The organism is Lonepinella koalarum, from assembly GCF_004565475.1.
Lineage (GTDB): Bacteria > Pseudomonadota > Gammaproteobacteria > Enterobacterales > Pasteurellaceae > Lonepinella > Lonepinella koalarum.
This window is the reverse complement of record NZ_SRHX01000004.1, coordinates 26,457-46,196: the sequence shown is the minus strand read 5'-3', so window position 1 is coordinate 46,196 and position 19,740 is coordinate 26,457. Positions and strand designations below refer to the sequence as shown.

Below are 19,740 nucleotides of genomic sequence, written 5' to 3'. Positions count from 1 at the left end.
AAAGGAGAAATAATGCAACAAAAATCTATTTGTTTTATCGGTGGTGGCAATATGGCACAAGCGATAGTGTTTGGTTTATTAAAAACAGGCTACCCAGCCAACTTGATTACCGTATGTGATCCTAATGAAGATAAACGATCGTTATTTACAGAAAAAAAAGTGTTATTTTCGACCGATAACCAAACCACAGTAGAAAAGAGCGATGTCATGGTATTAGCGGTTAAACCTCAAGTGGCAAGTGACGTTTGCTCCGCATTAAGTGCGGTGGATTTTTCTGAAAAATTAGTGATTTCTATTATGGCAGCCATTTCAGTGGAAAAAATCACCGCACTTTTATTCCATGCGGATAACATTGTACGAGTCATGCCAAATACACCCGCATTAGTTTCTACGGGGATGTCTGGCTTATTTGCTCGGGCGAATGTTTCAATGGAATATAAACAATTTGCTGAAAGCCTATTACAAGCGGTAGGACAAACTTGTTGGGTGGAAAATGAAAGCGATATGCATACCGTAACTGCGGCCTCAGGTTCCAGCCCAGCCTATTTTTTCTTGTTTATGGAAGCCATGCAGCAGAGCTTATTAAATATGGGATTAACTGTGCAACAAGCCCGTTTATTGGTACAACAATCGGCTTTAGGGGCAGCGAAAATGGTGGTAGAAAATCCAACGGTTGAATTAGCTACTTTAAGACAAAATGTGACATCAAAAGGTGGAACAACGGCGGCAGCGTTAAATGTGTTTAATGAGAAACAGTTAGCACAGATTGTGGAACAGGCAATGTTGGCTTGTGTTGAGCGGTCAAAAGAGATGGAGAAGTTGTTTTAGAATAACGCTCGCTCCCCTAAAAAAAGGGGAGCGAAAAGTCAGTTATTGCCGATAATTTTCCAAAAAACGTGCGAATTTATTTAGTGCATCTTCTAAGGTAGAAACATGAGGAAGTGTCACAATGCGGAAATGGTCTGGTGCATGCCAGTTAAAGCCACGTCCATGTACTAATAATACTTTTTCTTGGCGCAATAAATCTAATACCATTTTCTCATCATCATAAATATTGAATTTTTTGATGTCGATTTTCGGGAACATATACATGGCACCGTTCGGTTTGACACAACTGACGCCCGGAATTTGGGTAATTAATTCATAAGCGCGGTTACGTTGTTCTAATAAACGTCCGCCCGGTAAAATATATTCATTAATGCTTTGATAACCACCAAGTGCAGTTTGGATTGCATGTTGCATGGGATGATTGGCACATAAACGCATAGAAGCCAGCATATCTAAGCCTTCAATGTAACCTTTAGCATGATGTTTCGGACCATTTAAAATCATCCAACCTTGACGGAAACCCGCCACTCGATAGGCTTTAGATAAGCCGTTAAAGGTGATGGTTAATAAATCAGGAGCAAGGGCAGCAATGTGATGATGAACTGCATTATCATATAAAATTTTGTCGTAAATTTCATCGGCGAAAATGATTAAGCCGTGTTGACGAGCGACTTCCACGATTTGCTCCAACACTTCTTTGCTATACACGGCTCCCGTTGGGTTGTTTGGGTTGATGATGACAATGGCTTTAGTGCGAGCAGTAATTTTACTTTTAATATCGTCCAAATCTGGGAACCAATCGGAAGATTCATCACAAATATAATGTACCGGTTTACCGCCAGCAAGGGTAGCGGAAGCTGTCCATAATGGATAATCCGGCATTGGAATCAAGACTTCATCACCATCATTTAATAAGGCTTGTAATGACATGGTAATCAGTTCAGAAACACCGTTACCGATATACACATCATTCACCGTTGCCCCTAAAATATGTTTTGATTGATAATATTGCACAATAGCTTTACGGGCGGAGTAAATTCCTTTGGAATCACAATAACCTTGGGCGGATGGAAGATTGCGTAAAATATCCACTAATACTTCATCAGGCGCTTCAAAACCGAAAGGGGCCGGGTTACCAATATTGAGTTTTAGAATTTTATTGCCTTCTTCTTCTAAACGAAGAGCTTCTTGATGAACCGGTCCGCGAATATCATAGCAGACATGTTCCAATTTATCTGATTTAGGAAAGAATTCCATAATATGTCCTTGGCTTGCTGAAAAATAACAAAAAACTAATCGCACTTTACCCCGATTTTTAACAGAAAAAAAGATTTACTAAAAAAAATTTTTTATTTGCGGTAGAATAAGCGCTATTTTAACGACTATTTTTAAATAAAATTTAATGGAAAACCTGTGTTCAGGCTTGATTAAGCAGATTCAAGCCCATAAATTATCTGCACTTTCTGCAATTACCTATTTTAAATCTGAAATGCAGCTTACTGTGGAACTATTGGCATGGCTGAAAGCACAAGAGATGTATCCGCAATTTTACTTAAATTATCGTGATGAACCTATCACTATTGCGAGTTTAGGCAAAGTGCGCTTATTTTCTGATGAAAAGATGGCTCAACAGTTTGTACAACAGCAAGACTTGCCCCTTGTTGGTGGATTGACCTTTAGTAAACAAGCCAAATTTTGGTTGCCAAGGTTATTATTAGAAAATATCGATAATATCTTGCATGTGACGATTTACTTTGATAATGAGCAGGACTTTGTTACAGAACAGCACGCCTGTTTACAAGCCGCAAAAACTTTAGAAAAATTCACCGCACTTCAATCGGTTAAGCAAGTGGTACATAAAATCGGACAAAAGGCGAATACTGAAGTCTGGACTAACTGGATTGAACAAGGGTTGGCAGAAATTAAACAAGGGCATTTGAGTAAGGTTGTGCTAGCCAATCAAACAGAATTTTTGTCTAACCAACCCATTGATGCAAAAGATTTTTTAGCGGAAAGTGAACAACAAAATACCGGCTGTTATCATTTTTTATTGGCAGAACAAGCAGAATGTGCTTTTGTAGGATCAACGCCTGAGCGTTTATATACCCGCCAAGGTCAGCATATGCAAACTGAAGCTTTGGCAGGTACAGCGACGATTACCGATAATCCGCAATATAATCAACAGCAGACGGACTGGTTATTAAACGATCGCAAAAACGATCACGAAAATCGCTTAGTGGTGCAAGGCATTTGCGAGAATCTACAGCCTTATGTGAATCACATTGCAGTGTGTGATGTGGAAGTGAAACAGCTACGTCAAGTGCAACATTTACGCCGTTGTATTCAAGCGGAATTAAAAAATAACGTAGCGGATGGGGTCTGTTTGCAAACCATTCATCCAAGTGCTGCCGTATCCGGTTTACCGCAGCAAAGTGCGGTGCAATTTTTGCAAAAAACTGAAAATTTTGACCGCAGTTGGTATGCCGGTACGTTAGGTATTATGCGAAAATTGCAAGCAGAATTTTGTGTGGCTATTCGTTCTGCTTTTATTGAACAGCAAGGCGAACAAAGTAAAATTCGTATTTTTGCTGGTGCAGGCATTGTGGCGGGTTCGGTTCCCTTGTTAGAATGGCAAGAAATTGAACGTAAAGCATCAAGTTTATTGAGCTTATTAACCATTGAATAAATGCATTAGCCCAAAATATTAAAAACGGAGAGCAATATGTCAGCAGTGAGTACCTTTAACCGTTGTTGGTCGAAAGTAATTTTAGAAAGTCTGATCCGCCAAGGTGTACAACATTTTTGTATTGCCCCCGGATCGCGTTCAACCCCTCTAACCTTAGAAGCAGTACGTTTACAAACTAACGGTAAAGCCATTTGCCATACACATTTTGATGAACGTGGTTTAGGCTTTTTTGCTCTCGGATTGGCGAAATCAAGCCAAACACCGGTTGCGGTGATTGTGACCTCCGGTACGGCAGCTGCCAATTTATATCCAGCCATTATTGAAGCTCGTCAAAGTGCGGTCAATTTAATTGTACTAACCGCCGATCGACCCGATGAATTATTAGAGTGCGGTGCGAATCAAGCTATTTTACAAGCCAATATGTTTGCGCATTATCCTGTTGCAACGGTGAATTTACCGCGACCAAGTCAAGATTATGCGGCGAAATGGTTAGTTTCGACCTTGGATCAAGCCTGTTATAAACAAGCCGAACAAGCCGGAGTAGTGCATATTAATGTACCTTTTGCGGAGCCGTTGTATGATGCTCAAGTGAGTGAAATTGATAGCCATACGTGGTTAGCACCTGTGCAACGTTGGTTGCTTCAAACGAAAACGTGGTCAGAACATCAACATGTGCAACAAGAAGTAATAATGCATGAACATTGGGACGACTGGCGGACGAAAAAAGGCATTGTGGTAGTAGGGCAATTACCACAGAAACAAGCTATGGGCGTGAAAAACTGGGCGGATAGCTTGGGTTGGATTTTGTTAACCGATGTTCAATCCAATGTAGAGCCGAGTTTGCCTTATGCGGATATTTGGTTAGCCAATAAAACGGTACGAGAAAAATTATTGCATGCAGATATTGTGGTGCAATTTGGTTCACGTTTTGTGAGCAAACGGATTAACCAGTTATTAGCCAGTTTTAAGGGGGCTTTTTGGGTGGTCGAAGAAAGCATAGAACGTGTGGATCCCCATCATCATCAACAAACACGTTTCCATGCCAAAGTACATCACTGGTTACGAGCTCATCCAGCATTACGGCAAAAATCTTGGTTGCTTGAACCCTTGGCGTTGTCTAACTTCTGCGCTGGTTTTATTGAACAACAAGTGGGCGGTGGACTAAACGAAGCATCTTTAGCACATCATATTGAACGCATTTTACCGAAAAATTGTGCATTGTTTTTAGGTAACAGTTTATTTGTACGATTAGTAGATGCGTTAGCCAAATTATCAGATAGTTATCCGGTGTATACTAACCGCGGTGCCAGTGGTATTGACGGTTTATTAGCGACAGCGGCGGGGGTGGGGATTGGTGGTCATCAACCCGTGGCAGTTGTATTAGGTGATATGTCAGCCTTGTATGATATTAATTCATTGGCATTATTCAAAAAAGTAAGTCAGCCAACGGTGATTTTTATTATTAATAATAATGGTGGTGCCATTTTTGATATGTTGCCAGTAGAGCCAGAAGTCAAAAATGCCTTTTATCGTTTGCCACATCAAGCAGAATTTGCTCAAGCGGCTTCCATGTTTGATTTAAAATATGCACGCCCTTACACGTGGGCTGATTTAGGCTCGGTGTTAAAACAAGCTTATTCACGCAAAGAAACTACGGTGATTGAAATTAAAGTAAACCCGAGTGATGGTAGTAATATTTATAAACGCCTGATTGAACAAATTAGTTATGCAGTGATAGGCGCTTAAATGGTTTTGAATAAGAAAGGTGAAATATTTTCACCTTTTCTTATCGAGAGAAGTTATGTAGCATTATGCTTATTTACTTACATCCAAGCATTATTGCGAATAATACCGACGGCAATGCCTTCTACTTCAAATTGTTCTTGTTCCCGTAAATTGACAACAATCGGTTCGAATTCTTCATTTTCTGGGTGTAAATAAATGACATCACCTTTACGTTCCAAACGTTTAACTGTCACTTCGTCTTCAATGCGAGCTACGATGACTTGACCATTCCGTACATCTTTAGTGCTGTGTACGGCTAATAGGTCGCCATCTAAGATACCGATATCTTTCATGGATTGCCCGCTCACTTTGAGTAAAAAGTCCGCTTGTGGTTTGAACATCTCAGGATCTACTTTGTAAGTACCTTCAATATGTTGTTCTGCTAAAATTGGTTCACCGGCAGCGACACGACCGATTAATGGTAAACCTTCTATTTCGTCTTCATCATTAGACGAAAGCAGTAAACGAATACCACGGGACATTCCCGGCACCATTTCAATTGCCCCTTTACGAGCTAAGGCTTTCAAATGTTCTTCGGCGGCATTAGGCGATTTAAAGCCTAATTCTCTTGAAATTTCTGCACGGGTTGGTGGTACGCCAGCAGTTTCAAGGTGATGCTTTAAGAAGTCGTAGACTTCCTGTTGGCGAATGGTTAAATTTTTGCTTAAAGTTCTCATAACGTTCCCTTTCCTTTTTATGTTATTTCGTACAGTTTAAGTGAAATTATATACAGACTGAGATAAATTGCAATAGAAAAGTTTGTTTTTTCTCACGAGAGCAAGTAAATGAACGTAATATCGCAAATTTTTCTGAAAAGCACTTAAAATTTTGTTACAATTTCTCAAATATTTTTGATTATCTAAGGAAGTTTTAATGTCTGTATTAGGACGTATTCACTCGTTTGAGTCTTGTGGCACGGTGGATGGACCGGGGATTCGTTTTATTTTGTTTATGCAAGGCTGTTTGATGCGTTGTAAGTATTGCCATAACCGTGATACTTGGGACTTGGATGGCGGTCGTGAGATCACGGTTGAAGAATTAATGAAAGAGGTGGTGAGCTATAAACATTTTATGAACGCTACGGGGGGCGGTGTGACAGCATCGGGCGGGGAAGCTATTTTACAAGCAGAATTTGTGCGTGATTGGTTCCGTGCTTGTAAAGCAGAAAGCATTAATACCTGCTTAGATACTAACGGTTTTGTACGTGCTTATACGCCAGTGATTGATGAATTATTAGATGTTACTGATTTAGTTTTATTGGATTTAAAACAGCTTAACGATAAAATTCACCAAAATTTGATTGGCGTACCGAATAAACGTACCCTTGAATTTGCTAAATATTTACAAAAACGCAATATTCCCACTTGGGTACGTTATGTGGTGGTGCCGGGCTATACAGATGCGGATGAAGACGTGCATTTGTTAGGACAATTTATTGAAGGCATGACGAACATTGAAAAAGTGGAATTATTACCATACCACCGTCTTGGAGCACATAAATGGAAAACCTTAGGGGTGGAATATGAGCTAGAAGATGTGTTACCACCGACGAAAGAAAGCCTCGGGCATATTCAGCAAATTTTAGAAGGATATGGACATATTGTGAAGTTTTAATAAAATACCGAGTTTTAATAATACTCGGTATTTTCATATGACACTAGAGAATCATGCCAGCAGCTATTGTGTGATAGGTTGCTTCATCAATTAAAATAAAAGAGCCCGTAGCGGGGTTTCTTGCATAAGTAGTCGCGGTAATGGGTTTTTGTAATTTAATTTGTACTTCACCAATATCATTGAGGATGAATTGTTCTGATTCATGGGACTTACTTAATGTTTTCACATCTAACACATGATCGATCTGACTAACTTTGGCAAACACGGTTTGCGTACTGTGTTTTAATAAATATTTCCGTGCCAGATTTAATGGACGTTGATCAAACCAGCAAAGGGTTGCTGTTAGTGCTTGGGTGGATTGAGTTGTTGAATTTTCCGCCACAAAACTATCCCCACGAGAAATATCAATATCATCGGCTAAACGAATTGTCACCTGTTCACCAGCAAAAGCTTGTTGTACAATGCCATTTGGGCTAATAATCTCGACCACTTGAGAAATATAACCATTTGGTTCAATACGTACTTTGTCACCGGTTTTGATTGAACCGGCTTCAATACGTCCTTGATAACCACGGAAATCATCGGCTTTATCTTGATCTAACCGACTGACCAATTGGACTGGAAAATGGAAGTCTTGTGGTTGAGTGGAAAGATTTTCATTGCTAGGTAAATTTTCTAAAATGGTTAATAAGGCTTCACCTTGATACCATGGTGTGCGCTCGCTTTTATGGACGATATTATCCCCTTGTAACGCAGATACTGGTACAAACTGTACATTATTAATCGCAAGTTGATTGGCTAGTTTATGGTAAGCCATGACAATCGCATTAAATTTGTGTTGATCAAAATCAAGCAAATCCATTTTATTGACGGCGACCAAAATATGGGGTGTACCCAGATGTTTTAAAATGGCAGAATGACGTTTTGTTTGGGGTAATAATTGTAATTCTGCTTGAGCAAAATCAAGTTGGGTGGCATCAATTAAGATAACTGCTGCTGCGGCTGTGGATGCACCCGTCACCATATTGCGGGTATATTGTTCATGTCCCGGTGTGTCAGCAATAATAAATTTGCGTTTTGCTGTGGAAAAATAGCGATACGCCACATCAATAGTGATACCTTGTTCACGTTCGGCTTCTAATCCATCGGTAAGAATCGAAAAATCAATTACTTCACCATTATTTTTGGATTTATCTAGGCTTAATAATTGGTCACTTAATAGGGCTTTACTATCATATAATAATCGACCGATCAGGGTACTTTTGCCATCATCTACACTGCCAGCAGTGATAAAACGCAGTGGAGCATATTGATTAATAGTGGTTTGGGTCATATTCTGTCTTCCTTTTTTGGGTAAAGTGCGGTTAAAAATAACCTTGTTTTTTACGTTGTTCCATGGCAGCTTCGCTAGTGCGATCGTCCATTCGTGTGGCAGAACGTTCGGAAATTTCCGCGACAGCGGTTTCTTTAATAATCTCACTTGGTGTACTCGCCGTACTGGCAACAGGGCAAGTACAGCTAATATCACCGACGGTTCTAAAGCGTACAGAACGCCATTCACTTTGTTCATTAGGTCGTTTGGGCGTTAATGGCGTGACCGGCACGAGTAAACCGTGACGTTCTACCACTTCACGTTGATGAGCATAGTAAATCGGTGGTAGTTCAAGTTTTTCTCGTTCGATATATTGCCAAATATCTAATTCCGTCCAGTTAGAAATTGGGAACACTCGCATATTCTCACCTTTGTGTAATTTTGCGTTATACAGTGACCAAAGCTCTGGGCGTTGTGCTTTGGGATCCCATTGTCCAAATTCATCACGGAAAGAAAAAATGCGTTCTTTGGCACGGGCTTTTTCTTCATCCCGTCTGGCACCTCCCATTAACGCATCAAAACCATTGGCTTCAATGGTTTCTAACAGTGTTACGGCTTGTGCAGCATTGCGAGAGTCGGTTTCTTTGCGTAATACTACCGTACCTTTGGCAATTGATTCTTCCACATGTCCCACAACCAAACGAGCATTGAGTTTTTTCACTTGCTCATCACGAAATTGAATGACTTCAGGATAATTATGCCCCGTGTCAATATGCACCAAAGGAAAAGGCAACACCAATTCACGCCCTTCCAGTTGGAATGCTTTGCGAGCTAATGCTAATAAAACTACTGAGTCTTTTCCCCCTGAAAACAACAGAGCCGGATGGCTACATTCTGCCACCACTTCACGAATAATATAAATCGATTCCGCTTCCAGCCAATCTAAATGCCCGTTTTCAATTTGTTGTGTCATAAGTTTTCCTTTTATTTAATGCTATTATTTATGCAAGCCACATTCTTTACTGTCTTTATTTTCCCACCACCAGCGACCGGCCCGAATATCTTCACCTACCTTCACCGCTTTCGTGCAAGGCTCGCAACCAATACTTGGATAACCCTGTTGGTACAAGCGATTGTAGGGAATATCATATTTCAAAATATACGCCCAAACGTCCAATTCTGACCAATCAAAAATCGGATTATATTTATCAATCCCGCGACTTTCATCTTGTTCATGAAACGGTAATTCGGTACGTGTCACTGATTGTTCACGACGTTGCCCGGTTAGCCAACAATCCGCATCTTGCAACGCTCGATTTAAGGGCTCAATTTTGCGAATAAAACAACATTCACGGCGTAATTCCACACTTTCATAAAAAGCATAGCGTCCCTTTTGCTCATCATAAGCAAGGGCTTTTTCAGAGTTTGGTGTGTACAGTTGAAAATCAAGATCAGGATAATTGGTTTTTACCATATCCACTAATTCAAGGGTTTCTGGATTTAATCGCCCAGTTTCAAGGGTAAATACCACAATTTTGGCCTTGCTTTTGGCAATCACATCGGTAATAACCATATCTTCCACCGCAAGGCTACTGGCAAATTTGGCATTTTGTTGATGCTGCGCAATTTGCGCAATACGTTGAAAAAGTGCGGTTTCTTTTTCTGTAATTTTGGCAAAATCTCGCGCATCTAAGCGTGGAATTTTCCATAGATCAGGTTTTAAAAAAGACATATTTCCCCACTAAAATAAAAAAATAAATTAAACCAGAGCAGACAGATGCCCTTAATAATTACGGGGTATTTTAAAAATAACCTGCACAGTTTTAAAATAATAAATACGCATAGGTTATTTCTTTTTAGAATAAAAAATAAATATATTATTAATATAAATACTCTGTTTTTCATCTTATTCCAAAAAGAAATAAAATAAAATTTTTAATTCTTTTGCAAAAACAAAATTTCTCGTTACATTCTCAACTACGCTAAATTTGTAGCGAAATATAATCCAAGGAACTATTTTTTTTAATCTTTACAACTTTACCCTGAGGGAGAACATTATGAAATTTGCTAAAAAATTATTAACCGCAACCGTATTAGCTACCTTAGTGAGTTCTGCTTATGCAAAAGACTTACTTAATGTATCTTATGATCCAACTCGTGAACTATATAAAGAATACAATACGTTATTTGAACAGCACTGGGAAAAAGAAACGGGAGAGAAAATTACTATTAAAGCTTCTCACGGTGGTTCAAGTAAACAAGCTCGTTCTGTGATTGATGGTCTGCAAGCTGATGTCGTCACGTTGGCCATGTCAGGGGATATTGATGCTTTAAACAGTAATCAACAATTACTTGATCCAAAATGGCAAGAACGTTTGGCACACAACAGTACGCCTTATACATCGACTATCGTATTCTTGGTACGTAAAGGCAATCCGAAAAATATCAAAGATTGGGATGATTTAACCAAAGATGACAAATTAGAAGTGATTACTCCGAATCCGAAAACATCAGGTGGTGCACGTTGGAACTTCTTGGCTGCTTGGGCGTTTGCTAAAGAAAAATACGGTTCAGATGAAAAAGCATTGGATTTTGTCACCCAAATATACAAGCAAACGCCAGTGTTAGATACTGGAGCGCGTGGTGCGACAATGACTTTCGTACAACGTAAAAAAGGTGATGTATTGCTGGCATGGGAAAACGAAGCCTATTTAGCCTTAAATGAAGAAGGCGGCGACCAACTTGAAATCGTGACTCCAAGCATTTCTATTGTGGCAGAGCCACCTGTTGCCGTAGTAGATTCCGTGGTAGATAAAAAAGGTACTCGCAAAGAAGCGGAAGCCTATTTGAAATACCTGTATAGCGATGACGCACAACGTGTGATAGCTAAAAACTACTATCGACCAACCAACCCTGAAATCTTAAAAGAATTTAGCAGCACCTTTGCGGATGTGAAATTATTCTATCTCAAGGATGTGTTTGGTGCAGGTTGGGACGTGGTTCAACCGAAATATTTTGATGACGGTGGTGTCTTTGACAAGATTTTAGAGAAGATTCACCAGTAGTTTTTTTATATAGGTTATGAATATAGCTAAGTTATTTATATGTAAAGGAAGATCTATGTATCTTTGTGCTGATTAACAGAGTGTAATTGGGGGAGGACGTGTGTTCTCCGTTACGAATATCACCAAATTTTGCATATTTTAACATTAGCTATATTCTTTCTTTGAGTATTCCATTATTATCGGAAATTTTTATGGCACAAACTCGCATTATTCCGGGGTTTAATCTAACCTTGGGTTATTCCATCACATTTCTAAGCATTGTCGTGCTGATTCCGTTGGCGGGATTGTTTCTGTTTTCCGCCCAAATTTCAGCGGATCAATTGTGGAAATTGGTGAGCAGTCGTCAATTATTGCTGGCACTGGGCGTGTCCTTGAAAACTGCCTTTTGGGCTGCAGTCGCCAATGGTGTTATTGGACTTTTGCTGGCGTGGGTGCTGGTGCGTTATCAATTTTGGGGCAAACGTTGGATCGATACCTTTATTGACATGCCTTTCGCCTTGCCAACCGCGGTGGCTGGTATTTCTTTAACTAGTATTTATGCAGAACAAGGTGCTATCGGGCAATTTTTTAATTTTGAAATCGCTTATACATCTGTTGGTATTAGCCTCGCTTTACTTTTTGTTACTTTACCTTTTGTTGTGCGTACTATTCAGCCTGTGTTGGCGGATTTGCCGAAAGAAACCGAAGAAGCCGCCTATATTTTAGGCGCCAGTCGTTTTCAAACTTTTCGTCATGTGATTTTTCCTGCCCTGTTGCCAGCTTGGATTACAGGCTTTACCCTTGCTTTTGCACGAGGTGTAGGGGAATATGGTTCAGTGGTGTTTATTTCAGGTAATATTCCCTTTAAAACGGAAATTTTACCCCTGTTGATTGTGGCAAAATTGGATCAATATGATTATGTGGGGGCAGCCACCATAGGCGTGTTAATGCTAGTGATTTCCTTTGTATTGCTATTTATGATTAACCAAATTCAGCGTTATTTTGCGCAACGAACCAAATAAGGAAGTCCTATGTCATCATCTTCTTCTACTCGAACTCTTTCGGAACGTTTTTTGATTTTATTGGCATTGACTCTGTTCGGCGTTTTGCTGGTATTACCACTGGTTACCGTGATCACGCAAGGGCTTGCCAAAGGTTTTCCTGATTTTTGGCAAGCCATTAACGAAGACGACACGATTGCAGCCTTAAAATTAACCTTGATCGCCGCAGGTATTGCCGTACCTCTTAATATTACGTTTGGTGTAGCAGCAGCGTGGACGATTACCAAATACCAATTTCGTGGTAGACAATTTTTGCTCACCTTAATTGACTTACCCTTTTCCATTTCTCCCGTGGTGGCTGGATTGATTTATGTCTTGCTGTTTGGTGCACAAAGTAAACTCTATCCTCATTTACAAGCAATTGATTTTCAAATTGTTTATGCTATTCCGGGAATTATTTTAGCGACTATTTTTGTTTCTGTTCCTTTTGTCGCCAGAGAGCTTATTCCGATTATGGAAGCACAAGGTATCGGTGAAGAAGAAGCCGCTACCGTGTTAGGCGCAAATGGTTGGCAAATTTTTTATCATGTCACTTTACCGAATATCAAATGGGCGTTATTACATGGCGTGGTGCTGTGTACTGCACGTTCGCTGGGCGAATTCGGGGCGGTGTCAGTGGTTTCTGGACATATTCGTGGCTACACCAATACGCTGCCGTTACATATTGAAATTTTATACAACGAATATAATATCGTGGCGGCGTTTTCCGTGGCGATTTTATTGTTAGCATTATCTTTAATTTTACTTTTTGTTCGTCAATGGACAGAACGTAAATTAGCCCATTAGGGCAATTTAATTTATATTGTGGGGAATATTGAATGACTATTCATATTAAGCAAATTAACAAATCTTTCGGGCAATTTCAGGCATTACATGATATTAACGTTGACATAAAGGAGGGTGAATTAACCGCACTGTTAGGTCAATCAGGCTGTGGTAAAACCACTTTATTGCGCATTATTGCTGGGCTGGAAACGGCGAGTTCAGGACAAATTTTATTTGATCAGCAAGATGTGACGGGGCTTTCTGCGCAACAGCGAGATATTGGTTTTGTGTTTCAACATTATGCTTTATTTCGCCATATGACCGTATCAGATAATATTTCCTTTGGCTTACGTATGAAACCAAAGTCGCAGCGTTTATCGAATCAAGAAATTCAAGCTAAAGTGAAAAATTTGCTGGAATTAATTCAGTTAGAACATATTGAAAAACGCTATCCCGATCAACTTTCAGGCGGGCAACGGCAACGTGTTGCATTAGCTAGAGCCATTGCCACTGAACCTAAAGTGTTATTATTAGATGAACCCTTTGGCGCATTGGATGCGAAAGTGCGTAAAGATTTACGTCGCTGGCTGCGAGAATTTCACAAAGAAATTCACGTTACCAGCATTTTCGTCACCCACGACCAAGACGAAGCCCTTGAAGTGGCAGATAAAATTATTCTAATGAACGAAGGTAAAATCGAACAAATCGGCACGCCAGAACAGGTGTATAAACACCCGCAAAGCTATTTTGCGGCCCAATTTCTTGGGGATATGAATTTACTTGATGGTTATATTCATCAGGGCATGCTATATGTTGACGGTTTTCAGCAAAAGGTTACTCAAACTACGTCGGCTCATGTGGTTGTTTATGTTCGTCCGCATGAAATGGAGGTAACAAAAGCGCCGGTGAAAAATAGTATTAAAGGCAAAATTATACGCGTTCACACTACCGGTCCGACGGTTCAGTTAGAAGTGCATCATATAAAAAATGATTCTATTGAGATTTCTATCAGTTATGCACAATTCGAGCGCGAAAAATTTACTGTCGGCGATGAAGTCTATATGCAACCGCACTTATTAAATTACTTCTTGCAAGATGAATTGGTAGAATTTATGATTTAACCTTATTTTTCAAAAAAACTTGAATTCCGCTGATACACATCAAGGAATAATCCTAGTGGCGGACGAATGGAAGATACTTTCTGATAAGCGCGGTCATATTTTTGATAGTTTCCTTTATTATCAATATGATATTGTGTGCCATCAGGTGTGATAATCACGTTCCAACGATAATTCGCCACTAATACCCACTCGTTCAAGGATTGGCTATGATCGAATAAATTATTGCCTTGGGTATAGTCTATATTGGGATTTTTCACCCCAAATAGGTTATACATTAAGGTCGGTACGACATCAATATGGCTAGTTAATTTGTTTTCTATGCCGGTATTAAATCCTTTCCATGCCACAATCATTGGCACGCTGATTTCTTCAGGAGCAAAATAATTGAATAATTCATCTTCACTTTTTTGGAACGTATAACCTTGTTCACCAGTAATAATGACGACGGTATTTTGCAAAGCATTTTGCATTTTTAAGGTGGTTAAAATGGCGTTGAGTTGCTCATCTAATTGACCTAATTGCTGTGTATAAAATTGTTGTTCTTGCACTAAGGTTGGCAAATGCTGTTGACGAGTTAGCCCACTTATATCTAAATTTAAATAGCTAAACCAAGCTTTATCTGTGCTTTTTTGCGCGAACCAAAGTTGCCAGTTTTTCACCGCACTTTCATTATCAATTTTTTGATGATTACTGCTACTCGGTAATGTAATTTGATGAAATAATGCCTGTCTGAAAATACTTTGTTTAAAATTGGTGGCAGAGAATAAGCCAAACTGATAGTCTTCTTGTTGCATTTTTTCAACAAGAACAGATGTTTTTTTATTATTTAGCAAACTGTCTGTATAGTTTGCATTTAAGCCATAAAATAAGCCGACAATGGCAGAATTACTGCTGTTTGCAGTGGTATAATGATTGGTAAATTGCGTTGCTTGTTGCGCAAATTCGGTTAACACCGGCATTTTTTCTTTATGTACGGCATCTTGACGTAAACCTGCTACCGTAATGATCAGTAGGTTGGTTTTATTGGCCGCATTATTATAGCTAAGCGCTTGTTTTGGGTAGTGAATCATTGGTGAATCTAGGCGACCGTCCTGATCTAAGGTAGTTTCATATTTTTGTTTATCTAACAAGCCGTGTTTTTCCAAAAAGGTACGTGCTGTCATTGGATAGGACAGAGGAAAATTGGATTTTTGCATGGTGATCGGACGATATAAATAGGCATCTGCCCAAGCATATATTAGATGTGTCGTAATAAATAAACAGGTGAGCAAAATTCCGACGCCACGAATCCATTTTTGTCGTTCTAAGCTACGTAATCTATACCACGCCCAACGTGAAAACAGCATTTGAGCCAACAACATCAATGGCATTGGGGTGAAGAAAATCTGCCAATCGCGAGAAAGTTCACCGTTTTCAGGATTGACTAATAGATTCCACACCACACTGGAAAGATGCAAATTAAAACGCGAAAAAACTTCAGTATCTACTAACAATAGCGTGATAGCAATGGTAGCAATAATTACGCTCACACCACGGAAAGTACGTTCATTTTTAATGATAAAACTGAGCGGAAACAACACCAATAAATACGCCCCAAAGGCGATAAAACTGAAATGTCCTAAAATACTGATAAAGAAATAAAGACGACCCAACAACGTATGGGGCCAATCAATTAAAAAGGCATAGCGAGAGCCGATAGCTACCGCCCAAATAATATTAAAAAAAGCAAACCAGTGCCCCCAAGAAATTTTTTGGGAAGTCTGTTCACGATACTGCCTGCCATTTTTAATCCAAAACATAACACACTCTTAATTCGTTGTTATTTCGCCGTTTTAACCGAATTCATTAACGCGTCAGAAAAGGCTTGAGCCAAGGCAATTTGTTGATTTTTGCCTACGCTACTGATTAACAAATTAGTCACCATATTACCTAACACCATTAAGGATAAGTCCACGGGAGCTTGATGTTTTTCTAATACGACGATCATCTCATTTAGAATGGTATCTACTTGTTTATCTTGATATTTTGAGTTGCTTGCCATAATAACGCTAATTTTTAACAATGTATTTGCAAATACTACCACATTTTTGCTTAAAGTGCGGTTATAATTAGCAGAATTTTAGTATTTGCAAATGATAAAGTAGAAAAAATGAGCATCGCCGTTAATCAAATTGTATTACATCAAATTATTAAAAATCCGACTGAAACGGATCAAATTGCACTAGAAAGCGTTTTACGTGAAGCATTATTGCCGATTACGCCCGAAGTGGAGCAGTTAATGTTGGAATTGCATCAGGTGTATCAAAGTAAAGCCAAAGGCTACGGCATTTTTAAAGCGCAATCGGTTTTTGCTCAAGCATTGAATCGTTTATTGGAAAAGGAAACGGATTTTCTCTCCTTTAGTTATCAATCCACCCAATTATTAGCCGCTGAATTGAGCAAATATCCTTTTGCAGAAAGTGGCACATTTGTATTGTGCCAGTATAATTTTTTAGCGACGGATTATTTGTTTATTGCTTTGTTAGACAGTCGTGTGAGTATGTTGGTGGATGATAAATTGGACATTCATCGTACGCAATATTTGAATATTAATCAATTTGATATTGCGGCGCGAATTAATTTAACGGATTTACACATCAATGCCAACTCTGATCGTTATCTCACTTTTATTAAAGGGCGAGTTGGCCGCAAAATCAGTGATTTCTTTATGGATTTTTTAGGTGCAGAAGAGGGCTTAAACCCAAAAGTGCAAAACCAATGTTTATTGCAAGCGGTAAGCGATTATTGTGAACAAGGTGAGTTAAACAGTGAACAAACCCAAGCGGTGAAAAAGCATGTGTTTGACTATTGCAAAGGGCAAATAAATTCTGGGGATGAAATTGAATTGCGGGAACTTTCCGAAGAATTACCGACTCTAAATGAGCGTTCTTTTGTGGAGTTTGCTCAACAGCAGGATTATGATTTAGCCGAGCAAATTCCGCCTGTACCCGCGACATTAAAAGCCTTAGCTAAATTTTCAGGTTCAGGCAAAGGGGTGACACTTAGTTTTGATGCGGAATTAATTAATCATCGCATTATTTGGGATGAACAAAACGATACCATCACCATTAAAGGTTTGCCAGCCAATTTGCGAGATCAATTGCAGCGTAATTTAAAAAATCAAAATTAATTTGGCAACGGACAAGAGTTTCGGTATTATCACGATTATAAAAAGAGAAAAAAGGTAGAAAAATGCAATTAAAATCAATGGCAGCAATTATCGCCCTTGCGTTAAGTGTTTCAGCTTGTTCAGGCGTAAACAAAATTGTCTATCGTATTGACGTACCACAAGGTAATTATTTGGAGTCCGCCACGGTGCAAAAAGTACAGGTGGGTATGACCAAAGAACAGGTGCAATATTTGTTAGGTACGCCTGTTTTAATCGATCCATTTAGTGATAACACTTGGTATTATGTGTATTTACAACAACATGCTTATGAAGATCCTGTGCAACACAATTTTATTGTGAATTTTGATACCAAGGGCATTGTGACGAATACGGATTTAGATAAGCCATTACCAGATGTTGAGAAACAAGAAGTTAACAATGCCATTATTGAAGCAACAGAAGGCAGTGAGGGTAAACGTTGGTGGCAGTTCTGGAAATAGGTCAAAACGTTGTGGATTTGCACCGCAGTTTGTGAGATAAGAAAGGCTATTCTGACTGGGAATAGCCTTTTGTTCGGATTACAACTCCATTTTCAGTTTCGCCAACACATCTCTCAAAGATGCCATTCTTTCATCGGCAATAGCAAAGCGTTCATCATTAAATTTTTCATTTACGATAAACGTACGCACATTTGCCGCTTTGGCAGCAATTAAACCCGTTACACTATCTTCAATAATCATGCAATCTTTCACCTTGGCATTTAAGGCTTTGACCGCAGTTAAATAAACCGCAGGATGGGGTTTAGCCAGTTCTTCATCCGCTGCGGTGCATTGAATCGGGAAATAATCCCAAAAATTCAATTTATCAAAAACGGCTTTAATGACTTGGCGATCTGATGAAGTCGCTAAAGCAACTGGAATATGCTTTTCTTTTAGAAAATCTAATAATTCATAGACACCGTCCATCGGTTGTGCATTTGCGCTGATTTTCTGGCACACAGTATCCACAATTTGGTTGCGAAGTGCGGTGCTTTGTATGGCAAGATTAAACATTTCGCACCAAATTGTCGCTAATTCATCTACTCGTACACCGCGCGTATATTTTTCGCAGTCTGGTTCGGTAATATGTACGCCATATTGTGCTAGGGTTTCAATTTGGGATTCCGCCCAAAAAGGTTCACTATCCACTAATACACCGTCCATATCAAAAATTACATATTTTATTGTCATGATTTATCCTAATGATTTTAAATAGTTATCCCACTCAAAATAGCGACCGGGATCGATTTTTCGTTCTGGTGCAATATCACTATGCCCCACAATTCTATCTGTGGTGATCTGTGGATATAATGCCATAATTTGCTGAGTAAGTTGAGTTAATTTTGCATATTGTTGCTCAGTAAAAGGTTGCTCATTGCTCCCTTCAAGTTCAATTCCTATAGAATAGTCATTACATTTATTTCGTCCCTGAAAGCAAGAAACACCAGCGTGCCATGCACGATCTTGTAGGCTTACATATTGTGTAATTCGTCCATTTCTGTCAATGAAAAAATGGGTCGAGACGCGTACTTGATAAATTTCTTTAAAATAAGGGTGTGCAGTTGGATTAAGTTTACCAAGAAAAAAATCATCCACAAAGTTACCACCAAATTGTTCCGGGGGCAAACTGATGTAATGGATCACCAACAGTGAGACATCTTGCGGATCAGGGCGTTTATCAAAGTGCGGTGATGTTAAATGGCGGATATTTTCGAGCCAACCTTGCTTATTGTTTTTCATCGGTTTTTACCTATAAAAAAGTGATTTTTGTGATCTTGATTCCAAACTTAATAACAGAATTTTGCCAAATTTTAAACTAGCAGGCAAAGTGTGATTCGTTTATTTTAATTGTAAGGAAAATTTATGAATTTTAGCTACACTTCACACAACATTTCATTCAAAAAAGGTTTTACCCTCATTGAATTAATGATCGTCATCGCTATCGTCGCCATTTTAGCCACTATTGCTATTCCGTCTTATCAAAATTATACCAAAAAAGCAGCCATTTCTGAATTATTGCAGGCTGCTGCGCCCTATCGCTCGGAAGTTGAACTTTGTGTATATAATCAAGATGCTGTTAAGAATTGCTCAGGTGGTCAACATGGTATTCAAGCCAATACTACAACAGCAAAAGGCAAATATGTAAAATCTGTTTCGGTGGCGAGTGGGGTAATTACGGTGACTGGTAATGGTAGTGTAAGTGATGTGAGTTACACATTAACTGCTAGTGGTTCTGCTAAAGAGGGCGTCACTTGGACGGCAAACTGTGGTTCAAATACTGAATTATTCCCATCGGGTTTTTGTAGCACAAGCACGAATACTAGCACGAGTAACTAGC

General features: G+C 39.2%; 20 protein-coding genes. 11 read left to right on the top strand and 9 right to left on the bottom strand.

The genetic code is table 11. The features are described from left to right. Positions 1–12: 12 nt before the first annotated feature. Positions 13–828 carry a pyrroline-5-carboxylate reductase gene (proC, locus tag E0709_RS06400; protein WP_132301949.1) on the top strand — a complete coding sequence of 272 codons (816 nt, stop codon included), beginning with the start codon at positions 13–15 and terminating at the stop codon, positions 826–828. 42 nt (positions 829–870) lie between these two features. Here proC and E0709_RS06395 read toward each other — a convergent pair whose 3' ends face one another. After that, positions 871–2,085 carry a pyridoxal phosphate-dependent aminotransferase gene (locus E0709_RS06395; RefSeq protein ID WP_132301947.1) on the bottom strand — a complete coding sequence of 405 codons (1,215 nt, stop codon included), beginning with the start codon at positions 2,083–2,085 and terminating at the stop codon, positions 871–873. Positions 2,086–2,230: 145 nt separating this feature from the next. Here E0709_RS06395 and E0709_RS06390 point away from each other — a divergent pair, with 145 nt between their 5' ends. Both E0709_RS06390 and menD read left to right on the top strand, forming a co-directional pair. After that, positions 2,231–3,514 carry an isochorismate synthase gene (locus E0709_RS06390; protein ID WP_132301945.1) on the top strand — a complete coding sequence of 428 codons (1,284 nt, stop codon included), beginning with the start codon at positions 2,231–2,233 and terminating at the stop codon, positions 3,512–3,514. Between the two features lie 36 nt (positions 3,515–3,550). Then, positions 3,551–5,260: a 2-succinyl-5-enolpyruvyl-6-hydroxy-3-cyclohexene-1-carboxylic-acid synthase gene (menD, locus tag E0709_RS06385; protein ID WP_132301944.1), complete on the top strand. Its 1,710-nt coding sequence runs from the start codon at positions 3,551–3,553 to the stop codon at positions 5,258–5,260. Between the two features lie 77 nt (positions 5,261–5,337). Here menD and lexA read toward each other — a convergent pair whose 3' ends face one another. Further along, entirely contained in the window at positions 5,338–5,976 is a 639-nt protein-coding gene (gene lexA, locus E0709_RS06380; protein ID WP_132301942.1) for a transcriptional repressor LexA, read from the bottom strand. Between the two features lie 196 nt (positions 5,977–6,172). Between lexA and pflA the strand changes: the two genes are divergently transcribed. Further along, positions 6,173–6,913, top strand: coding sequence for a pyruvate formate lyase 1-activating protein (gene pflA / locus E0709_RS06375; RefSeq protein WP_132301940.1), 741 nt, complete (start codon positions 6,173–6,175; stop codon positions 6,911–6,913). Between the two features lie 43 nt (positions 6,914–6,956). Here pflA and E0709_RS06370 read toward each other — a convergent pair whose 3' ends face one another. The 3 genes from E0709_RS06370 to E0709_RS06360 are packed head-to-tail and all read right to left on the bottom strand — an operon-like array spanning position 6,957 to position 9,957. Beyond that, on the bottom strand, positions 6,957–8,246 hold the full coding sequence (locus tag E0709_RS06370) for a sulfate adenylyltransferase subunit 1 (protein ID WP_132301938.1): 1,290 nt from the start codon (positions 8,244–8,246) through the stop codon (positions 6,957–6,959). Between the two features lie 31 nt (positions 8,247–8,277). After that, on the bottom strand, positions 8,278–9,198 hold the full coding sequence (cysD, locus tag E0709_RS06365) for a sulfate adenylyltransferase subunit CysD (protein ID WP_132301936.1): 921 nt from the start codon (positions 9,196–9,198) through the stop codon (positions 8,278–8,280). Positions 9,199–9,222: 24 nt separating this feature from the next. Continuing rightward, positions 9,223–9,957 carry a phosphoadenylyl-sulfate reductase gene (locus E0709_RS06360; RefSeq protein WP_132301934.1) on the bottom strand — a complete coding sequence of 245 codons (735 nt, stop codon included), beginning with the start codon at positions 9,955–9,957 and terminating at the stop codon, positions 9,223–9,225. Between the two features lie 325 nt (positions 9,958–10,282). On the opposite strand from E0709_RS06360, the gene E0709_RS06355 reads away from it, so the two are divergent. From E0709_RS06355 to E0709_RS06340, 4 genes are all read left to right on the top strand, one after another. Further along, positions 10,283–11,290, top strand: coding sequence for a sulfate ABC transporter substrate-binding protein (locus E0709_RS06355; RefSeq protein WP_132301932.1), 1,008 nt, complete (start codon positions 10,283–10,285; stop codon positions 11,288–11,290). A gap of 191 nt (positions 11,291–11,481) precedes the next feature. Further along, on the top strand, positions 11,482–12,291 hold the full coding sequence (gene cysT, locus E0709_RS06350; protein WP_132301930.1) for a sulfate ABC transporter permease subunit CysT: 810 nt from the start codon (positions 11,482–11,484) through the stop codon (positions 12,289–12,291). A gap of 9 nt (positions 12,292–12,300) precedes the next feature. Further along, positions 12,301–13,116: a sulfate ABC transporter permease subunit CysW gene (cysW, locus tag E0709_RS06345; RefSeq protein ID WP_132301928.1), complete on the top strand. Its 816-nt coding sequence runs from the start codon at positions 12,301–12,303 to the stop codon at positions 13,114–13,116. Between the two features lie 32 nt (positions 13,117–13,148). Then, positions 13,149–14,216, top strand: a complete 1,068-nt coding sequence (locus tag E0709_RS06340; protein ID WP_132301926.1) for a sulfate/molybdate ABC transporter ATP-binding protein — start codon at positions 13,149–13,151, stop codon at positions 14,214–14,216. 2 nt (positions 14,217–14,218) lie between these two features. On the opposite strand, the gene E0709_RS06335 is transcribed toward E0709_RS06340, so the two are convergent. Next, entirely contained in the window at positions 14,219–16,015 is a 1,797-nt protein-coding gene (locus E0709_RS06335; protein WP_132301924.1) for a DUF3413 domain-containing protein, read from the bottom strand. 20 nt (positions 16,016–16,035) lie between these two features. After that, entirely contained in the window at positions 16,036–16,257 is a 222-nt protein-coding gene (locus E0709_RS06330) for a YejL family protein (protein ID WP_132301922.1), read from the bottom strand. A 108-nt stretch (positions 16,258–16,365) separates the two neighbouring features. Between E0709_RS06330 and yejK the strand changes: the two genes are divergently transcribed. Both yejK and bamE read left to right on the top strand, forming a co-directional pair. After that, on the top strand, positions 16,366–17,385 hold the full coding sequence (yejK, locus tag E0709_RS06325) for a nucleoid-associated protein YejK (protein ID WP_132301920.1): 1,020 nt from the start codon (positions 16,366–16,368) through the stop codon (positions 17,383–17,385). 62 nt (positions 17,386–17,447) lie between these two features. Then, positions 17,448–17,864, top strand: coding sequence for an outer membrane protein assembly factor BamE (bamE, locus tag E0709_RS06320; protein WP_132301918.1), 417 nt, complete (start codon positions 17,448–17,450; stop codon positions 17,862–17,864). A 78-nt stretch (positions 17,865–17,942) separates the two neighbouring features. Here bamE and E0709_RS06315 read toward each other — a convergent pair whose 3' ends face one another. After that, positions 17,943–18,593, bottom strand: coding sequence for an HAD family hydrolase (locus E0709_RS06315; RefSeq protein WP_132301916.1), 651 nt, complete (start codon positions 18,591–18,593; stop codon positions 17,943–17,945). Between the two features lie 3 nt (positions 18,594–18,596). Continuing rightward, on the bottom strand, positions 18,597–19,142 hold the full coding sequence (gene ampD / locus E0709_RS06310; protein ID WP_132301914.1) for a 1,6-anhydro-N-acetylmuramyl-L-alanine amidase AmpD: 546 nt from the start codon (positions 19,140–19,142) through the stop codon (positions 18,597–18,599). A 123-nt stretch (positions 19,143–19,265) separates the two neighbouring features. Here ampD and ppdD point away from each other — a divergent pair, with 123 nt between their 5' ends. Then, positions 19,266–19,739 carry a prepilin peptidase-dependent pilin gene (gene ppdD / locus E0709_RS06305; protein ID WP_132301912.1) on the top strand — a complete coding sequence of 158 codons (474 nt, stop codon included), beginning with the start codon at positions 19,266–19,268 and terminating at the stop codon, positions 19,737–19,739. The last annotated feature ends 1 nt before the right edge of the window (position 19,740 follow it).